Genomic DNA, 14,446 nt, shown 5'->3' with positions numbered 1-14,446 from the left:
AATGTTCGAGCGTTTGCGAGAAGATATCCAGAGTGTTTTCCACCGTGACCCGGCGGCGCGCAACGCCTTTGAAGTGCTGACCTGCTACCCGGGCATGCATGCGATCTGGATTCACCGCCTGTCCAGCGCCTTGTGGGGCATGGGCTGGAAATGGTTGGCGCGGGTAGTGTCGAACTTTGGCCGTTGGCTGACCGGGATCGAGATTCATCCGGGGGCCAAGGTGGGGCGTCGCTTCTTCATCGACCATGGCATGGGCATCGTGATTGGCGAAACCGCTGAGATCGGCGATGACGTGACCCTCTACCAGGGGGTGACCCTGGGTGGCACCAGCTGGAATAAAGGCAAGCGCCATCCCACGTTGGAAAACGGTGTGGTGGTGGGCGCGGGCGCCAAGGTGCTCGGCCCCTTCACGGTCGGCGCTGGCGCCAAGGTAGGCTCCAATGCCGTGGTGACCAAGGCGGTGCCGCCTGGCGCAACCGTGGTGGGTATTCCGGGCCGAATCATCGTCAAGCCGGAAGTCGGCGACGAGCAGGAGGCCAAGCGCAAGGCGATGGCCGAGAAGATCGGCTTCGACGCCTATGGCGTCAGCGAAGACATGCCCGACCCGGTGGCGCGTGCGATTGGCCAGTTGCTCGACCACCTGCAAGCGGTAGATGGCAAGCTGGACGGCATGTGCGGCGCGCTGAAGGAGTTGGGCAGCAGCTACTGTGCGAAAGATCTGCCTGAGCTGCGCGAAGAAGACTTCGCCGAGATCAAGAACGAAACTGCCACCAAGGCTGGTTGAGGTCTCGAGTTCGCCGCAAATCCCCGTGGGAGGGGGTTTGCCCCCGATGGCAATCTGTCAGCCGCTATATTTATTGACTGATCCACCGCTATCGGGGGCAAGCCCCGTCCCACATTTGACCTCCATTGGTCTCGGAATCCCGGCTTGGCCCTGTTCTCGCTGGTCCATTCCACCCCGTCCTGCTATGATTCGCGCGCCCTTTTTACGGGTAATCCTGACTAAAGTACTAGGTCTTATAGTTGACTTAAATACTCGGGAATCGCATACTTGCCCCCATTCTGAAACACCTTGGTACTTGTCCATGAGACTGACTACAAAAGGCCGATACGCGGTGACCGCCATGCTTGACCTGGCCTTGCACGCGCAAACTGGGCCGGTGTCCCTGGCCGATATCTCCGAGCGCCAAGGCATTTCCCTGTCCTACCTCGAGCAACTGTTTGCCAAGTTGCGTCGCAGCAATCTGGTTTCCAGCGTGCGTGGGCCAGGTGGCGGCTATCAACTGTCCCGCGACATGCAGGGCATTCAGGTAGCGCAGGTCATCGACGCGGTCAACGAATCCGTCGATGCCACCAAATGCCAGGGTTTGGGTGATTGCCATGCTGGCGACACCTGCCTGACGCACCACTTGTGGTGTGACTTGAGCCTGCAGATCCATGAGTTTTTGAGTGGTATCAGCTTGGCTGATCTTGTGACTCGCCGTGAGGTGCAAGAAGTAGCCCAGCGTCAGGACCAGCGCCGTTGCAACACCAAGGCGCCGCGTCTGGACAAGATTGAAGCGTCCGCCGTCGAGTGACAGCCGAAGAGCTAACGGTACGCCAGCCAGCCTGATTTAGGAGAAAGTCCATGAAATTGCCGATTTACCTTGATTACTCAGCGACCACCCCGGTTGATCCGCGTGTCGCGCAAAAGATGAGCGAATGCCTGCTGGTCGACGGAAACTTCGGCAACCCGGCCTCCCGTTCCCACGTGTTCGGCTGGAAAGCCGAGGAAGCGGTCGAGAACGCTCGTCGCCAGGTCGCTGACCTGGTCGGCGCAGACCCGCGCGAAATCGTCTGGACCTCCGGTGCTACCGAGTCCGACAACCTGGCTATCAAGGGCGCGGCGCATTTCTACGCGACCAAAGGCAAACACCTGATCACCACCAAGATTGAGCACAAGGCTGTCCTCGACACCATGCGCCAACTGGAGCGTGAAGGTTTCGAGGTCACCTACCTCGAGCCAACCACCGACGGTATCGTCACCCCGGCCATGATCGAAGCCGCGCTGCGTGAAGACACCATCCTGGTTTCCGTGATCCACGTGAACAACGAAATCGGCACCATCAACGACATCGCGGCCATTGGCGAGCTGACGCGCTCCAAAGGCATCCTGCTGCACGTCGACGCTGCTCAGTCCACCGGCAAGGTTGATATCGACCTGTCCAAGCTGAAAGTCGACCTGATGTCGTTCTCTGCCCACAAGACATACGGCCCCAAAGGCATCGGCGCGCTGTACGTGAGCCGCAAGCCTCGCGTGCGCATCGAAGCCACCATGCACGGCGGCGGTCACGAGCGCGGCATGCGTTCCGGCACCCTGGCGACCCACCAGATCGTCGGTATGGGCGAAGCATTCCGTGTAGCCAAGGAAGACATGGCTGCCGAAAACATTCGTATCAAGGCCCTGAGCGACCGCTTCTACAAGCAGGTCGAGAACCTTGAAGAGCTGTACATCAACGGCAGCATGACCGCCCGTGTACCGCACAACCTGAATTTGAGCTTCAACTACGTTGAAGGCGAGTCGCTGATCATGGCGCTCAAGGACCTGGCGGTTTCGTCCGGTTCGGCCTGCACCTCGGCGTCCCTTGAGCCTTCGTACGTACTGCGCGCCCTGGGCCGCAACGACGAACTGGCACACAGTTCGATCCGCTTTACCTTCGGCCGCTTCACCACTGAAGAGCAAGTCGACTACGCCGCGCAGAAAGTCTGCGAAGCCGTCAACAAGCTGCGTGTTCTGTCGCCGCTGTGGGATATGTTCAAAGACGGTGTCGACATTTCCAAGATCGAGTGGGCGGCACACTAAATATAGAAGCCGCCACCCAAGCTCTGTAGGAACGTGGCGGAAAACGCAGGCGTTTTTACAGGGTTCCAGAGCGGCCCTGATGAGTGAGGATTCAGTACCATGGCTTACAGCGAAAAGGTCATCGACCACTACGAAAACCCGCGCAACGTCGGCAAGATGAACGCGGAAGACCCTGATGTCGGCACCGGCATGGTCGGCGCTCCGGCGTGCGGCGATGTGATGCGCCTGCAGATCAAGGTCAACGAGGCTGGTGTTATTGAAGACGCCAAATTCAAGACCTACGGCTGCGGTTCCGCCATTGCCTCCAGCTCCCTCGCTACCGAGTGGATGAAGGGCAAGACCCTGGATGAGGCTGTGACTATCAGCAACACTCAGCTGGCTGAAGAACTGGCGCTGCCGCCGGTGAAAATTCACTGCTCGGTACTCGCAGAAGACGCCATCAAGGCGGCCGTTCGCGACTACAAGCAGAAGAAAGGCTTGATCTAAGCATTTGGCGACGAGTAAGGAGTCAACGATGGCTATCAGCATGACAGAAGCGGCTGCGCAGCACATTCGCCGCTCCCTGAATGGGCGCGGTAAAGGTGAGGGGATTCGTCTGGGTGTTCGCACCACGGGCTGTTCCGGCCTTGCCTACGTGCTGGAGTTTGTCGACGAGGTGGTTGCGGAAGACCAGGTGTTCGAAAGTCACGGCGAGAAAGTGATCATCGACCCTAAAAGCCTGACCTACCTGGACGGCACCGAACTCGATTTCGTCAAGGAAGGGTTGAACGAAGGCTTCAAGTTCAACAACCCCAACGTGCGCGGTGAGTGTGGCTGCGGCGAAAGCTTCAACATCTGAGGCTATTCGTGGGTACTCCTTGTCATTTCGCTTTATTCGAGCTGCAGCCGAGTTTTCGGCTGGACCTCGAGCAGCTTGCCACGCGCTACCGAGAATTGGCGCGTGGGGTGCATCCGGACCGCTTTGCCGACGCTTCCGAGCGTGAGCAACGCCTGGCCCTGGAGCAGTCGGCCAGCCTCAACGAAGCCTATCAGACGCTAAAAAGCCCACCGAAACGCGCGCGTTACCTGCTCGCCATGAACGGTGGCGAGTTGCCGTTGGAAGTCACGGTGCACGATCCGGACTTCCTGATGCAGCAGATGCAGTGGCGCGAAGAGCTCGAAGACTTGCAGGACGAAGCCGATGTGGCGGGTGTCGCAGTCTTCAAGCGCCGTCTGAAAGTGGCCCAGGATGAGCTGAACGAAAGCTTCGCCGCCTGCTGGAATGATGCAGCGCAACGCGAGCAGGCCGAGCGCCTGATGCGGCGCATGCAGTTCCTCGACAAGCTCACCCACGAAGTGCGCCAGCTAGAAGAGCGCCTCGACGATTAACCCAGTGCTGCCCGTGATGCACGCCTGATAGACAGATAAGACCTGATTACCATGGCTCTACTGCAAATCGCCGAACCCGGCCAAAGCCCACAACCGCACCAGCGTCGCCTGGCGGTGGGGATTGACCTGGGCACCACCAATTCCCTGGTTGCTGCCTTGCGCAGTGGCCTGTCCGAGCCGCTGCCCGACGCTGATGGCCAGGTGATCCTGCCGTCTGCCGTGCGCTATCACGCCGATCGTACCGAAGTAGGCGCATCGGCCAAGCTGGCCGCGTCTACCGACCCTTTGAACACCGTGCTGTCGGTCAAGCGCTTGATGGGACGTGGTCTGTCCGACGTCAAGCAATTGGGCGACCAGCTTCCTTACCGCTTTATCGGCGGTGAATCCCACATGCCGTTCATCGACACGGTCCAGGGCCCGAAAAGCCCGGTGGAAGTGTCGGCCGACATCCTCAAGGTGCTGCGCCAGCGCGCGGAAAATACCTTGGGCGGCGAACTGGTGGGGGCAGTCATTACCGTTCCTGCGTATTTCGACGATGCTCAGCGCCAAGCCACCAAGGACGCGGCAAAACTTGCCGGCCTCAACGTGCTGCGCCTGCTCAACGAACCGACTGCGGCGGCCGTGGCTTATGGCCTGGACCAGCACGCCGAAGGCCTCGTGGCTATTTACGACCTGGGCGGCGGCACTTTTGATATTTCGATCCTGCGCCTGACCGGCGGTGTGTTTGAAGTGTTGGCTACCGGTGGCGACAGTGCCCTGGGCGGCGATGACTTCGATCACGCCATTGCCGGCTGGATCATCGCCAGCGCCGGCTTGTCGGCTGATCTGGACCCGGGCGCGCAACGTAGTCTGCTGCAAGCTGCCTGTGCGGCCAAAGAAGCCCTGACGGACGCTGCTTGTGTCGAAGTGTCCTACGGTGCCTGGTCGGCCCAGCTGACCCGCGAAGCTTTCGATGCGCTGATCGAGCCGATGGTCGCCCGCAGCCTCAAGGCCTGTCGCCGTGCCGTGCGTGATTCCGGTATCGAGCTGGAAGAAGTCGGCGCTGTGGTCATGGTCGGTGGTTCCACCCGCGTACCGCGCGTGCGTGAAGCCGTGGCCGAAGCCTTTGGTCGCCAGCCGCTGACTGAAATCGACCCGGACCAGGTGGTCGCCATTGGCGCTGCTATCCAGGCCGATACCCTGGCCGGCAACAAGCGCGATGGTGGCGAACTGCTGCTGCTCGACGTGATTCCGTTGTCCCTGGGCCTGGAAACCATGGGCGGCCTGATGGAGAAGGTGATTCCGCGCAACACCACCATCCCCGTTGCCCGTGCCCAGGATTTCACCACTTACAAAGATGGCCAGACGGCCATGATGATTCATGTGCTGCAAGGCGAGCGCGAGCTGATCAGCGACTGCCGCTCCCTGGCGCGCTTTGAATTGCGCGGCATCCCGGCCATGGTTGCGGGTGCGGCGAAGATTCGCGTGACCTTCCAGGTTGACGCCGATGGCCTGCTCAGCGTCGCGGCGCGCGAACTGGCGTCTGGCGTTGAGGCCAGCATCCAGGTCAAGCCGTCCTACGGCCTGACTGACGGCGAAATCGCCAAGATGCTCAAGGATTCGTTCCAATACGCCGGTGACGACAAGGTCGCCCGTGTACTGCGTGAGCAGCAAGTGGATGCCCAGCGCCTGCTCGAAGCCGTGCAGGGCGCCCTTGAAGCTGATGGTGAACGCTTGCTGGATGCCGAAGAGCGCATGGTCATCGACCTGCAGATGCAGGAACTGGCCGAACTGATGAAAGGCAACGATGGCTACGCCATCGAGCAGCAGACCAAGCGCTTGTCGCAGGTCACCGACGCCTTTGCCGCCCGGCGCATGGATCAGACGGTGAAAGCCGCACTGGCCGGGCGCAACCTGAATGAAATCGAGGAATAATTAATGCCGCAGGTCATTTTTCTGCCACACGCCGAGCATTGCCCGGACGGTATGGTTGTGGAGGCTGAGACCGGCAAGTCCATCCTCGAAGTTGCCCATGACAACCATATCGAGATCGAAAGCGCCTGCGGCGGTGTGTGTGCCTGCACCACCTGCCACTGCATCATCCGTGAGGGCTTTAACAGCCTGGAAGAAGCGGACGAGCTGGAAGAGGACTTTCTGGATCGTGCCTGGGGCCTGGAGGCGCAATCGCGTCTAAGCTGTCAGGCAAAGGTCGGGACCGAAGACATCACCGTCGAAATTCCGAAATATTCGCTCAACCATGCGGCCGAAGCGCCGCATTGATTCAAGGAAATGTCATGAGCCTGAAATGGGTTGATGTACAAGAAATCGCTATACAACTTGCGGAAGCTCACCCTGAGGTCAATCCTCTTACGGTGAACTTCGTCAAACTGCGTGACCTCGTAATGGCACTGCCGGATTTCGACGATATCCCTGATCGGGGTGGCGAGAAGGTCCTGGAGGCGATTCAAGGCCTGTGGATCGAAGAAGCAGACTGAGCCGCCTTTTTACGCAGTTAGGCAATACCCAATAACCCGCGTATAATTCGCGGGTTTAATTTTTCGTAAATTACCGTTTCTGGAGTTACACCATGGCTGTTCAACGTACTTTCTCCATCATCAAGCCTGACGCTGTTGCAAAAAACGTCATCGGCGAGATCACCACTCGTTTCGAAAAAGCCGGCCTGAAGGTTGTAGCTTCGAAACTCAAGCAACTGTCCAAGGCTGAAGCTGAAGGCTTCTACGCTGAGCACAGCGCTCGTGGCTTCTTCGGCGACCTGGTTGCCTTCATGATCTCCGGCCCTGTTGTTGTTCAGGTTCTGGAAGGCGAAAACGCTATCGCTCTGAACCGTGAGCTGATGGGCGCTACCAACCCTAAAGAAGCTGCTGCCGGCACCATCCGTGCTGACTTCGCTGAATCCATCGACGCCAACGCTGTACACGGCTCGGACTCCGAAGCTGCCGCTGCTCGCGAAATCTCGTACTTTTTCGCTGCTACTGAAGTAACCGCTCGCTAAGCATCGGCTTAAAGAGTGAGGGTGAATCCATGACTACATCGACTGTTAAAACCAACCTGCTGGGGCTGACCCAGCCGGAAATGGAGAAATTCTTCGACTCAATCGGGGAGAAGCGTTTCCGTGCCGGTCAGGTAATGAAATGGATTCACCACTTTGGTGTCGACGATTTCGACGCCATGACGAACGTCAGCAAGGCCCTGCGCGACAAGCTCAAGGCCATTGCTGAGGTCCGTGGTCCCGAAGTGGTCAGCGAGGACATCTCCAGCGACGGCACCCGTAAGTGGGTGGTGCGCGTGGCGTCCGGCAGCTGCGTCGAGACCGTGTACATTCCCCAGGGCAAACGCGGCACCTTGTGCGTTTCGTCCCAGGCAGGCTGTGCCCTGGACTGCAGTTTCTGCTCCACCGGCAAGCAAGGCTTCAATAGCAACCTCACCGCCGCCGAAGTCATCGGCCAGGTGTGGATTGCCAACAAATCCTTTGGCAGCGTCCCGGCAACTGTCGACCGTGCCATCACCAACGTGGTGATGATGGGCATGGGTGAGCCGCTGCTGAACTTCGACAACGTGATTGCGGCCATGCATCTGATGATGGACGACCTGGGCTACGGCATCTCCAAGCGCCGTGTGACCCTGTCGACCTCCGGCGTGGTACCGATGATCGATGAGCTGGCCAAGCACATCGACGTCTCCCTGGCGTTGTCGCTGCACGCACCCAATGACGCATTGCGTAACCAATTGGTGCCGATCAACAAGAAGTATCCGCTTAAGATGCTGCTCGAATCTTGCCAGCGTTACATGGCGACCTTGGGTGAGAAGCGCGTGCTGACCATTGAGTACACCATGCTCAAGGACATCAACGACAAGGTCGAACACGCCGTCGAGATGATCGAGTTGCTCAAGAACACCCCGTGCAAGATCAACCTGATTCCGTTTAACCCGTTTCCACATTCTGGCTACGAGCGGCCGAGCAACAACGCCATCCGCCGTTTCCAGGATCAACTGCACCAGGCCGGCTACAACGTCACCGTCCGCACCACCCGTGGTGAAGACATCGATGCCGCCTGTGGCCAATTGGTAGGACAGGTGCTGGATCGCACCCGTCGCAGCGAACGTTATATCGCGGTGCGCGAACTGAATGCCGCCGACGATATGCCGCAGATCGCTGTGAATCGAATCTGAGAGAGGATCTCTATGCCCTTGCGCCTTGCGCTGCTTTTGCTTGTTACCGGCCTTGCGGCCGGATGTGTTTCATCGGGCTATGACGGCCCTTTGCAAACCGGTAAAGGCCGTGACGCGGCGCGAGCTGCCTATGTGCAACTGGGCTTGGGTTACCTGCAGCAAGGGATGAGCGAGCAGGCCAAGGTGCCGTTGACCAAGGCCCTGGCGCTGGATGGCGACGATGCCGACGCGAATGCCGCGCTGGCCCTGGTGTTCCAGGTCCAGGCCGAGCCCGAGCTGGCCGATCAGTATTTTCTAAAGGCCCTGGCCTCCCGTCCTGGCGACCCGCGGCTGCTGAACAACTACGGCAGCTTCCTGTTCGAGCAGAAGCGGTATGACCAGGCGGCCCTTTATTTCCAGCAAGCCAGTGCCGATACCCTCTATCCTGAGCGCTCGCGGGTTTTTGAGAACCTGGGCGTAACCTCGATGCGCCTTGGCCAGCGCGACAGCGCGCGCCAACAACTGGAAAAAGCCCTGCACCTGAACAGTCGTCAGCCACGGGCCCTGCTCGAAATGGCTGAGTTGTCTTACGAAGACAGGCATTATGTGCCGGCACGTGACTATTACACGCGTTTTAGCCTGCTCAGCGAGCAAAATGCACGTAGTCTATTGCTCGGTGTGCGCCTGGCGACGGTTCATGAAGAACGCGACACGGCCGCACGTTTTGGCCAGCAACTCGAACGACTCTATCCCGGTACGCCGGAATATCAGCAATACCTGTCGGAGCAATGATGAAAGCGGCGCACCCGGAAGTTGTAGCAGCTAATCGCGTAAACCCAGGCGAGACCTTGCGTCAGGCCCGCGAAAGCAATGGCTGGTCGCTGGCAGAAGTGGCCCTCAAGCTCAATTTGACCACCACGTCCCTGGGCAACCTGGAAGCCGGCGCGTTCGACAAGCTGCCTGGGCATACCTTCGCCCGCGGCTATATCCGTGCCTACGCCAAGTTGCTGGGTATCGACCAGGCCGTGCTGGTCCAGGAATTCGACCAGTTCACCGGTACCGACTCCCAGGGCAGCAATGTCCATGGCCTGGGTCGCATTGAAGAACCGGTGCGGGTTTCCCACACCATTTTGCGAATTGTCAGCCTGTTGCTGCTGATTGCGGTGATAGGCGGCGGTTTTGTCTGGTGGCAAGACCAGACCTCCCTGCGCAGCAAGGACCTGACCAGCAACGCCATGGAGCACGTCGAAGTCGAAAGCGCCGACGGCACCACCCAGATCCATCCGCTGGATGAGCCTGAAGACCAGGCGGTTGCCGAAGCCCAGGCCGCGCCTGAAGCGCCGGCCACCACGGAGCAGGCCGCACCGCAAACAGCCCCGGCCGAGACCGCCGCTGTGCCAGCACCGGCTGCGCCAGCGCATACGCCGACGGCGCCGATTGCCCAGGCCCATACCCCGGCTGCTCCAGCGCAGGCGCCAGCGACTACCGCGCCAACTGCCCCGGCAGCGCCTGCAATGTCGCCGCCCACCACCCCCGCGTTGATCGCCGGTGACGGGCGCGTACAGATTACTTTCATCGCTGACTGCTGGACGCAGGTCACCGATGGCAATGGCAAAGTGCTGTTTAGTGGTCTGAAGCGTAAGGGAGATACTCTTGACCAGGGCGGCAAGCCTCCTTTGACGCTGCGTCTGGGCTTTGCCCGTGGCGCGCAAGTGGCCTACAACGGCCAGCCTGTGGACGTGGCGCCGTTCACCAGTGGCGAGACCGCTCGCCTCAAGTTGGGACAATAGTCATGCACGGCGAATCTCCAATCAAACGTCGCGTATCGCGCAAGATCTGGGTCGGCTCGGTGCCGGTGGGTGGCGATGCCCCCATCGCAGTACAGAGCATGACCAACAGCGACACCAATGACGTTGCCGCCACCGTCGCGCAGATCAACCGTCTGGAAGCGGCCGGCGTCGACATCGTGCGCGTCTCCGTGCCGGACATGGACGCCGCCGAAGCCTTCGGGCGCATCAAGCAACTGGTCAAGGTGCCGCTGGTTGCCGACATTCACTTCGACTACAAGATCGCGTTGCGCGTGGCCGAACTGGGTGTGGATTGCCTGCGTATCAACCCGGGCAACATCGGTCGCGAAGACCGCGTGCGCGCGGTGGTGGATGCGGCCCGTGATCGCGGCATTCCAATCCGTATCGGCGTCAACGCCGGCTCTCTGGAAAAAGACCTGCAAAAGAAATACGGCGAGCCGACCCCGGCGGCGCTGGTTGAATCGGCGCTGCGCCACGTTGAACACCTTGAACGCCTGAATTTCCAGGACTTCAAGGTCAGCGTAAAGGCCTCCGACGTGTTCATGGCGGTAGAAGCCTACCGCTTGCTGGCCAAGGAAATCGTGCAGCCGTTGCACCTGGGTATCACCGAAGCCGGCGGTTTACGTTCAGGCACAGTGAAATCTGCGGTGGGTCTCGGTATGCTGCTCGCCGAAGGGATCGGCGATACTATCCGCATCTCTCTTGCTGCTGACCCCGTAGAGGAAGTGAAAGTCGGTTACGACATTCTCAAATCCCTGCGTTTGCGTTCCCGCGGTATCAATTTCATTGCCTGCCCGAGCTGCTCGCGGCAGAACTTCGACGTGGTGAAAACCATGAACGACCTGGAATTGCGCCTCGAAGACCTGCTGGTGCCGCTGGATGTCGCGGTGATCGGCTGCGTGGTCAACGGCCCGGGTGAAGCCAAGGAAGCTCATGTGGGCTTGACCGGCGGTACCCCGAACCTGATTTACATCGACGGCAAGCCGTCGCAGAAGTTGACGAATGACAATCTGGTGGATGAGCTGGAAAGGCTGATCCGCGAGAAAGCAGCCGAAAAGGTTGCGGCTGACGCAGCGCTTATCGCGCGCGGCTAAGAACGAATTTAAGGATTTGATGTGAGCAAGTCTCTGCAAGCCATTCGTGGCATGAACGACATCCTGCCGGAGCAGACGCCGCTGTGGCGCTATTTCGAAGGCACTGTCGCGCGCCTGCTGGATAACTACGGTTACAAGCAGATCCGCATGCCGATCGTCGAGTTCACCGAGCTGTTCAAACGCTCCATCGGTGAAGTGACCGACATCGTCGAAAAAGAGATGTACACCTTCGAAGACCGCAACGGCGACTCCCTGACCCTGCGTCCGGAAGGTACTGCCGCGTGCGTGCGCGCCGTGCTCGAGCATGGCCTCACCGGTGGTGGCCAGCCGCAGAAGCTGTGGTACATCGGCCCGATGTTCCGTCACGAACGCCCGCAGAAAGGCCGCTATCGCCAGTTCCACCAGATCGGCCTGGAAGTCTTCAACCTCGATGGCCCGGACATCGATGCCGAGCTGATCGTGCTGACCTGGCGCCTCTGGGGCATGCTGGGTATTCGCGATGCGGTCAAGCTTGAGCTGAACAGCCTGGGCACCAGCGAGTCCCGTGGGCGCTACCGTGAAGCCCTGGTGGAATTCCTGTCTGCGCGCCTCGACAAGCTGGACGAAGACAGCCAGCGCCGCCTGAAAACCAACCCGTTGCGCGTTCTCGATACCAAGAACGCCGACACGCAAGCCGTACTGGTCGACGCGCCGAAAATGGCCGACTACCTGGACGACGAGTCCCGCACGCACTTCGAGGGCCTCAAGGCTCGCCTGGACGCGGCCGGTATTCCCTACGTGCTCAACCCCAAGCTGGTGCGCGGCCTCGATTACTACAGCAAGACTGTGTTCGAGTGGGTCACCGACAAGCTCGGCGCCCAGGGCACCGTGTGCGCGGGCGGCCGTTACGACGGCCTGGTCGAGCAGATGGGCGGCAAGCCGACCACCGGCGTGGGCTTTGCCATGGGCATCGAGCGGCTGATTTTGCTCCTGGAAACCCTGGAGCAGGTCCCGGAAGAAATCACCCGTCAGGTGGACGTGTACCTCTGCGCCTTTGGCGAGGCTGCCGAACTGGCGGCCCTGGCCCTGAGCGAAAAAGTGCGCGACCAACTGCCGAACCTGCGCCTGCAGATCAATGCCGGCGCCGGCAGCTTCAAGAGCCAGTTCAAGAAGGCCGACAAGAGCGGTGCGCTGTATGCACTGATCCTCGGCGATGACGAATTGGCCCAGCAAGTGATAGGTTTCAAACCCCTGCGTGGCCAGGGCGAGCAACAGAACATTGCCTTTGATGCGCTCGCTGCGCACTTGGCCACCTGCGTCGTGCAGGGTTGAAGCTGTCGAACAGCCGAATTTAGCGATTAAGGAGTATTGGGGTGTCGAGTACTGATGATGAGCAGCTGGCCGAGTTCAAAGACTGGTGGCAGCGTAACGGCAAGCCCCTGGTTACTGGCGGCCTGCTGGCTTTAGTGGTGGTGTTCGGCTGGCAAGCCTGGACCAAGTATCAGGCCAACCAGTCCCAGGGCGCCTCGATCCTCTATCAGCAATTGCTGGAAACCACGTTGACGCCAGACGGCAAGCCTGACCCTGCGCAAGTGGCGGACCTGGCCGGCAAGCTGAAAAACGAATTCGGCGGTAGCACCTACGCCCAATACGGCAGCCTGTTCGTCGCGAAAGTCGCGGTCGATACCGGCAAGCTGGATGACGCCGCCACCGAGCTGAAGGCCATCGCCGACAAGCCGACCAACCCGACCCTGGGTGAAATCGCACGTCAGCGCCTGGCGCAGGTATTGGCAGCACAGAACAAGGCTGACGAAGCACTCAAACTGCTCGACGGCGATGCGGACAAGGCATTTGTAGCCACTCGCGAAGAGCTCAAGGGCGACCTGTTGGTCCAATTGGGTCGTACCGACGAAGCCAATGCTGCGTACAAGAAAGCCAAGGCGGCGCTGTCTGATGAAGCGGCGGTCGGTGGCTTACAAATCAAGCTGGACGACTTGGCCAAAGGGGATGCGTGACGTGATCCGTTGGAAACATGCAGCATTGCTGGCTCTGGCCGTTTTGGCCGCGGGTTGCAGCAGCAACAGCAAAAAAGAACTGCCTCCTGCCGAGCTGACCAGCTTCAAGGAAGAAGTGGTCCTGCAAAAGCAGTGGAGCCGCTCCATCGGTGATGGTCAGGGCGACACCTACAACATGTTGGTACCGGCAATCGACGGTGACAACATTGTGGCCGCTGACGTGACCGGCGTGGTGATCTCCATGGATCGCATGAACGGCGACGTGAAGTGGAAAAAAGATCTCGAATTGCCAGTGTCCGGCGCCGTAGGCGTGGGTTACGGCATGGTGATGCTCGGCACGCTGAAAGGCGAAGTCGTGGCTCTGGATTCCAGCACCGGTGAAGAGAAATGGCGCGCTCGCGTGACCAGTGAAGTCCTCGCACCGCCTGCCACCAACGGCGATATCGTCGTGGTACAGACCCAGGACGACCGTGTGATCGGCCTCGACGCCAGCACCGGCGAACAGCGTTGGTTGTACGACAGCACCCCGGCGGTGCTGACCCTGCGCGGTACCAGTGGTCCGGTTGTGACCAACAATCTGGCCGTTGCAGGCCTGTCGACCGGTAAAGTGGTCGCCCTGGACACCCAGAACGGCGTGCCGGCCTGGGAAACCCGTGTGGCCATCCCGCAAGGTCGTTCCGAACTGGATCGCGTAGTGGACATCGACGGCGGCCTGCTGCTGTCGGGTGAAACCCTCTACGTCGCCACGTACCAGGGCCGCGTTGCGGCGCTGGACCTGCAGAGCGGCCGCGTTAACTGGCAGCGTGATGCTTCCAGCTACGCCGGTGTCGCCCAAGGGTTTGGCAGCGTCTACGTAAGCCTGGCGTCCGGCACTGTTGAAAGTGTCGACGAGCGCTCCACCACTGCACTGTGGAGCAACGACTCCCTGGCCCGTCGTCAACTGTCGGCCCCGGAAGTATTCTCCAGCTATGTAGCGGTCGGCGACTTCGAAGGCTACCTGCACCTGCTGAGCCAGGTAGACGGTCGCTTTGTAGGTCGTGAGCGTATCGACAGCGACGGCCTGCGTGCTCGTCCGCTGGTCGTGGGTAACATGCTTTATGTGTTTGGCAACAGCGGCAAGCTGGAAGCCCTGACCATCAAGTAAGAACTATGCTTGGGGTAACACCCAGGCGGCCCCGCTTCGGCGGGGCA

The 14,446-nt window shown here is 60.1% G+C and carries 17 protein-coding genes; all 17 read left to right on the top strand.

The genetic code is table 11. The features are described 5' to 3' along the window. Position 1: 1 nt before the first annotated feature. The 17 genes from cysE to bamB all read left to right on the top strand — a co-directional run bounded on the left by cysE (position 2) and on the right by bamB (position 14,399). A complete protein-coding gene (cysE, locus tag AC0IYH_RS13960; RefSeq protein WP_116628765.1) occupies positions 2-784 on the top strand; it encodes a serine O-acetyltransferase in 783 nt (260 codons plus the stop codon). 301 nt (positions 785-1,085) lie between these two features. Further along, positions 1,086-1,577, top strand: coding sequence for a Fe-S cluster assembly transcriptional regulator IscR (gene iscR / locus AC0IYH_RS13955; RefSeq protein ID WP_003194020.1), 492 nt, complete (start codon positions 1,086-1,088; stop codon positions 1,575-1,577). A 50-nt stretch (positions 1,578-1,627) separates the two neighbouring features. Beyond that, complete coding sequence (locus AC0IYH_RS13950; protein WP_101272852.1) at positions 1,628-2,842, top strand: IscS subfamily cysteine desulfurase; 1,215 nt, start codon at positions 1,628-1,630, stop codon at positions 2,840-2,842. Between the two features lie 99 nt (positions 2,843-2,941). Continuing rightward, on the top strand, positions 2,942-3,328 hold the full coding sequence (iscU, locus tag AC0IYH_RS13945; RefSeq protein WP_003209682.1) for a Fe-S cluster assembly scaffold IscU: 387 nt from the start codon (positions 2,942-2,944) through the stop codon (positions 3,326-3,328). 28 nt (positions 3,329-3,356) lie between these two features. Next, positions 3,357-3,680: an iron-sulfur cluster assembly protein IscA gene (gene iscA / locus AC0IYH_RS13940; RefSeq protein ID WP_003175963.1), complete on the top strand. Its 324-nt coding sequence runs from the start codon at positions 3,357-3,359 to the stop codon at positions 3,678-3,680. 8 nt (positions 3,681-3,688) lie between these two features. Next, positions 3,689-4,210, top strand: coding sequence for a co-chaperone HscB (gene hscB, locus AC0IYH_RS13935; RefSeq protein ID WP_471834799.1), 522 nt, complete (start codon positions 3,689-3,691; stop codon positions 4,208-4,210). Positions 4,211-4,261: 51 nt separating this feature from the next. Continuing rightward, the gene (gene hscA / locus AC0IYH_RS13930) at positions 4,262-6,124 is read left to right on the top strand and encodes a Fe-S protein assembly chaperone HscA (RefSeq protein WP_471834797.1); all 1,863 of its coding nucleotides are present in this window, start codon (positions 4,262-4,264) and stop codon (positions 6,122-6,124) included. Between the two features lie 3 nt (positions 6,125-6,127). Then, on the top strand, positions 6,128-6,469 hold the full coding sequence (fdx, locus tag AC0IYH_RS13925; protein ID WP_032890689.1) for an ISC system 2Fe-2S type ferredoxin: 342 nt from the start codon (positions 6,128-6,130) through the stop codon (positions 6,467-6,469). A 14-nt stretch (positions 6,470-6,483) separates the two neighbouring features. Further along, complete coding sequence (gene iscX / locus AC0IYH_RS13920) at positions 6,484-6,684, top strand: Fe-S cluster assembly protein IscX (protein ID WP_034128025.1); 201 nt, start codon at positions 6,484-6,486, stop codon at positions 6,682-6,684. Positions 6,685-6,776: 92 nt separating this feature from the next. Next, on the top strand, positions 6,777-7,202 hold the full coding sequence (gene ndk, locus AC0IYH_RS13915; protein ID WP_003175956.1) for a nucleoside-diphosphate kinase: 426 nt from the start codon (positions 6,777-6,779) through the stop codon (positions 7,200-7,202). 29 nt (positions 7,203-7,231) lie between these two features. Beyond that, entirely contained in the window at positions 7,232-8,380 is a 1,149-nt protein-coding gene (gene rlmN, locus AC0IYH_RS13910; protein WP_116628762.1) for a dual-specificity RNA methyltransferase RlmN, read from the top strand. Between the two features lie 12 nt (positions 8,381-8,392). Then, positions 8,393-9,151 carry a type IV pilus biogenesis/stability protein PilW gene (gene pilW, locus AC0IYH_RS13905; protein WP_471834794.1) on the top strand — a complete coding sequence of 253 codons (759 nt, stop codon included), beginning with the start codon at positions 8,393-8,395 and terminating at the stop codon, positions 9,149-9,151. Beyond that, positions 9,151-10,149, top strand: a complete 999-nt coding sequence (locus tag AC0IYH_RS13900) for a RodZ domain-containing protein (RefSeq protein ID WP_471834792.1) — start codon at positions 9,151-9,153, stop codon at positions 10,147-10,149. The genes pilW and AC0IYH_RS13900 overlap by 1 nt, the downstream gene beginning before the upstream one ends. Positions 10,150-10,151: 2 nt before the next feature. Then, on the top strand, positions 10,152-11,261 hold the full coding sequence (gene ispG, locus AC0IYH_RS13895) for a flavodoxin-dependent (E)-4-hydroxy-3-methylbut-2-enyl-diphosphate synthase (RefSeq protein WP_101272844.1): 1,110 nt from the start codon (positions 10,152-10,154) through the stop codon (positions 11,259-11,261). Between the two features lie 21 nt (positions 11,262-11,282). After that, positions 11,283-12,572: a histidine--tRNA ligase gene (gene hisS, locus AC0IYH_RS13890; RefSeq protein WP_122772599.1), complete on the top strand. Its 1,290-nt coding sequence runs from the start codon at positions 11,283-11,285 to the stop codon at positions 12,570-12,572. A gap of 41 nt (positions 12,573-12,613) precedes the next feature. After that, complete coding sequence (locus tag AC0IYH_RS13885) at positions 12,614-13,255, top strand: YfgM family protein (protein WP_101272842.1); 642 nt, start codon at positions 12,614-12,616, stop codon at positions 13,253-13,255. Then, positions 13,248-14,399 (top strand): outer membrane protein assembly factor BamB, encoded by a 1,152-nt coding sequence (bamB, locus tag AC0IYH_RS13880; protein ID WP_017736815.1) that lies wholly within the window; start codon positions 13,248-13,250, stop codon positions 14,397-14,399. The genes AC0IYH_RS13885 and bamB overlap by 8 nt, the downstream gene beginning before the upstream one ends. Positions 14,400-14,446: the final 47 nt, after the last annotated feature.

This window comes from Pseudomonas sp. AC463, from assembly GCF_979253585.1.
The sequence above is the reverse complement of the archived record's forward strand: the minus strand, read 5'-3'. Positions and strand labels throughout refer to the sequence as shown.

Excerpts from the sequence above, each read along its gene's own strand:
- cysE (WP_116628765.1), top strand. The coding sequence starts at position 2 with ATGTTCGAGCGTTTGCGAGAAGATATCCAGAGTGTTTTCCACCGTGAC.
- iscR (WP_003194020.1), top strand. The coding sequence starts at position 1,086 with ATGAGACTGACTACAAAAGGCCGATACGCGGTGACCGCCATGCTTGAC.
- AC0IYH_RS13950 (WP_101272852.1), top strand. The coding sequence starts at position 1,628 with ATGAAATTGCCGATTTACCTTGATTACTCAGCGACCACCCCGGTTGAT.
- iscU (WP_003209682.1), top strand. The coding sequence starts at position 2,942 with ATGGCTTACAGCGAAAAGGTCATCGACCACTACGAAAACCCGCGCAAC.
- iscA (WP_003175963.1), top strand. The coding sequence starts at position 3,357 with ATGGCTATCAGCATGACAGAAGCGGCTGCGCAGCACATTCGCCGCTCC.
- hscA (WP_471834797.1), top strand. The coding sequence starts at position 4,262 with ATGGCTCTACTGCAAATCGCCGAACCCGGCCAAAGCCCACAACCGCAC.
- fdx (WP_032890689.1), top strand. The coding sequence starts at position 6,128 with ATGCCGCAGGTCATTTTTCTGCCACACGCCGAGCATTGCCCGGACGGT.
- iscX (WP_034128025.1), top strand. The coding sequence starts at position 6,484 with ATGAGCCTGAAATGGGTTGATGTACAAGAAATCGCTATACAACTTGCG.
- ndk (WP_003175956.1), top strand. The coding sequence starts at position 6,777 with ATGGCTGTTCAACGTACTTTCTCCATCATCAAGCCTGACGCTGTTGCA.
- rlmN (WP_116628762.1), top strand. The coding sequence starts at position 7,232 with ATGACTACATCGACTGTTAAAACCAACCTGCTGGGGCTGACCCAGCCG.
- pilW (WP_471834794.1), top strand. The coding sequence starts at position 8,393 with ATGCCCTTGCGCCTTGCGCTGCTTTTGCTTGTTACCGGCCTTGCGGCC.
- AC0IYH_RS13900 (WP_471834792.1), top strand. The coding sequence starts at position 9,151 with ATGAAAGCGGCGCACCCGGAAGTTGTAGCAGCTAATCGCGTAAACCCA.
- ispG (WP_101272844.1), top strand. The coding sequence starts at position 10,152 with ATGCACGGCGAATCTCCAATCAAACGTCGCGTATCGCGCAAGATCTGG.
- bamB (WP_017736815.1), top strand. The coding sequence starts at position 13,248 with ATGCGTGACGTGATCCGTTGGAAACATGCAGCATTGCTGGCTCTGGCC.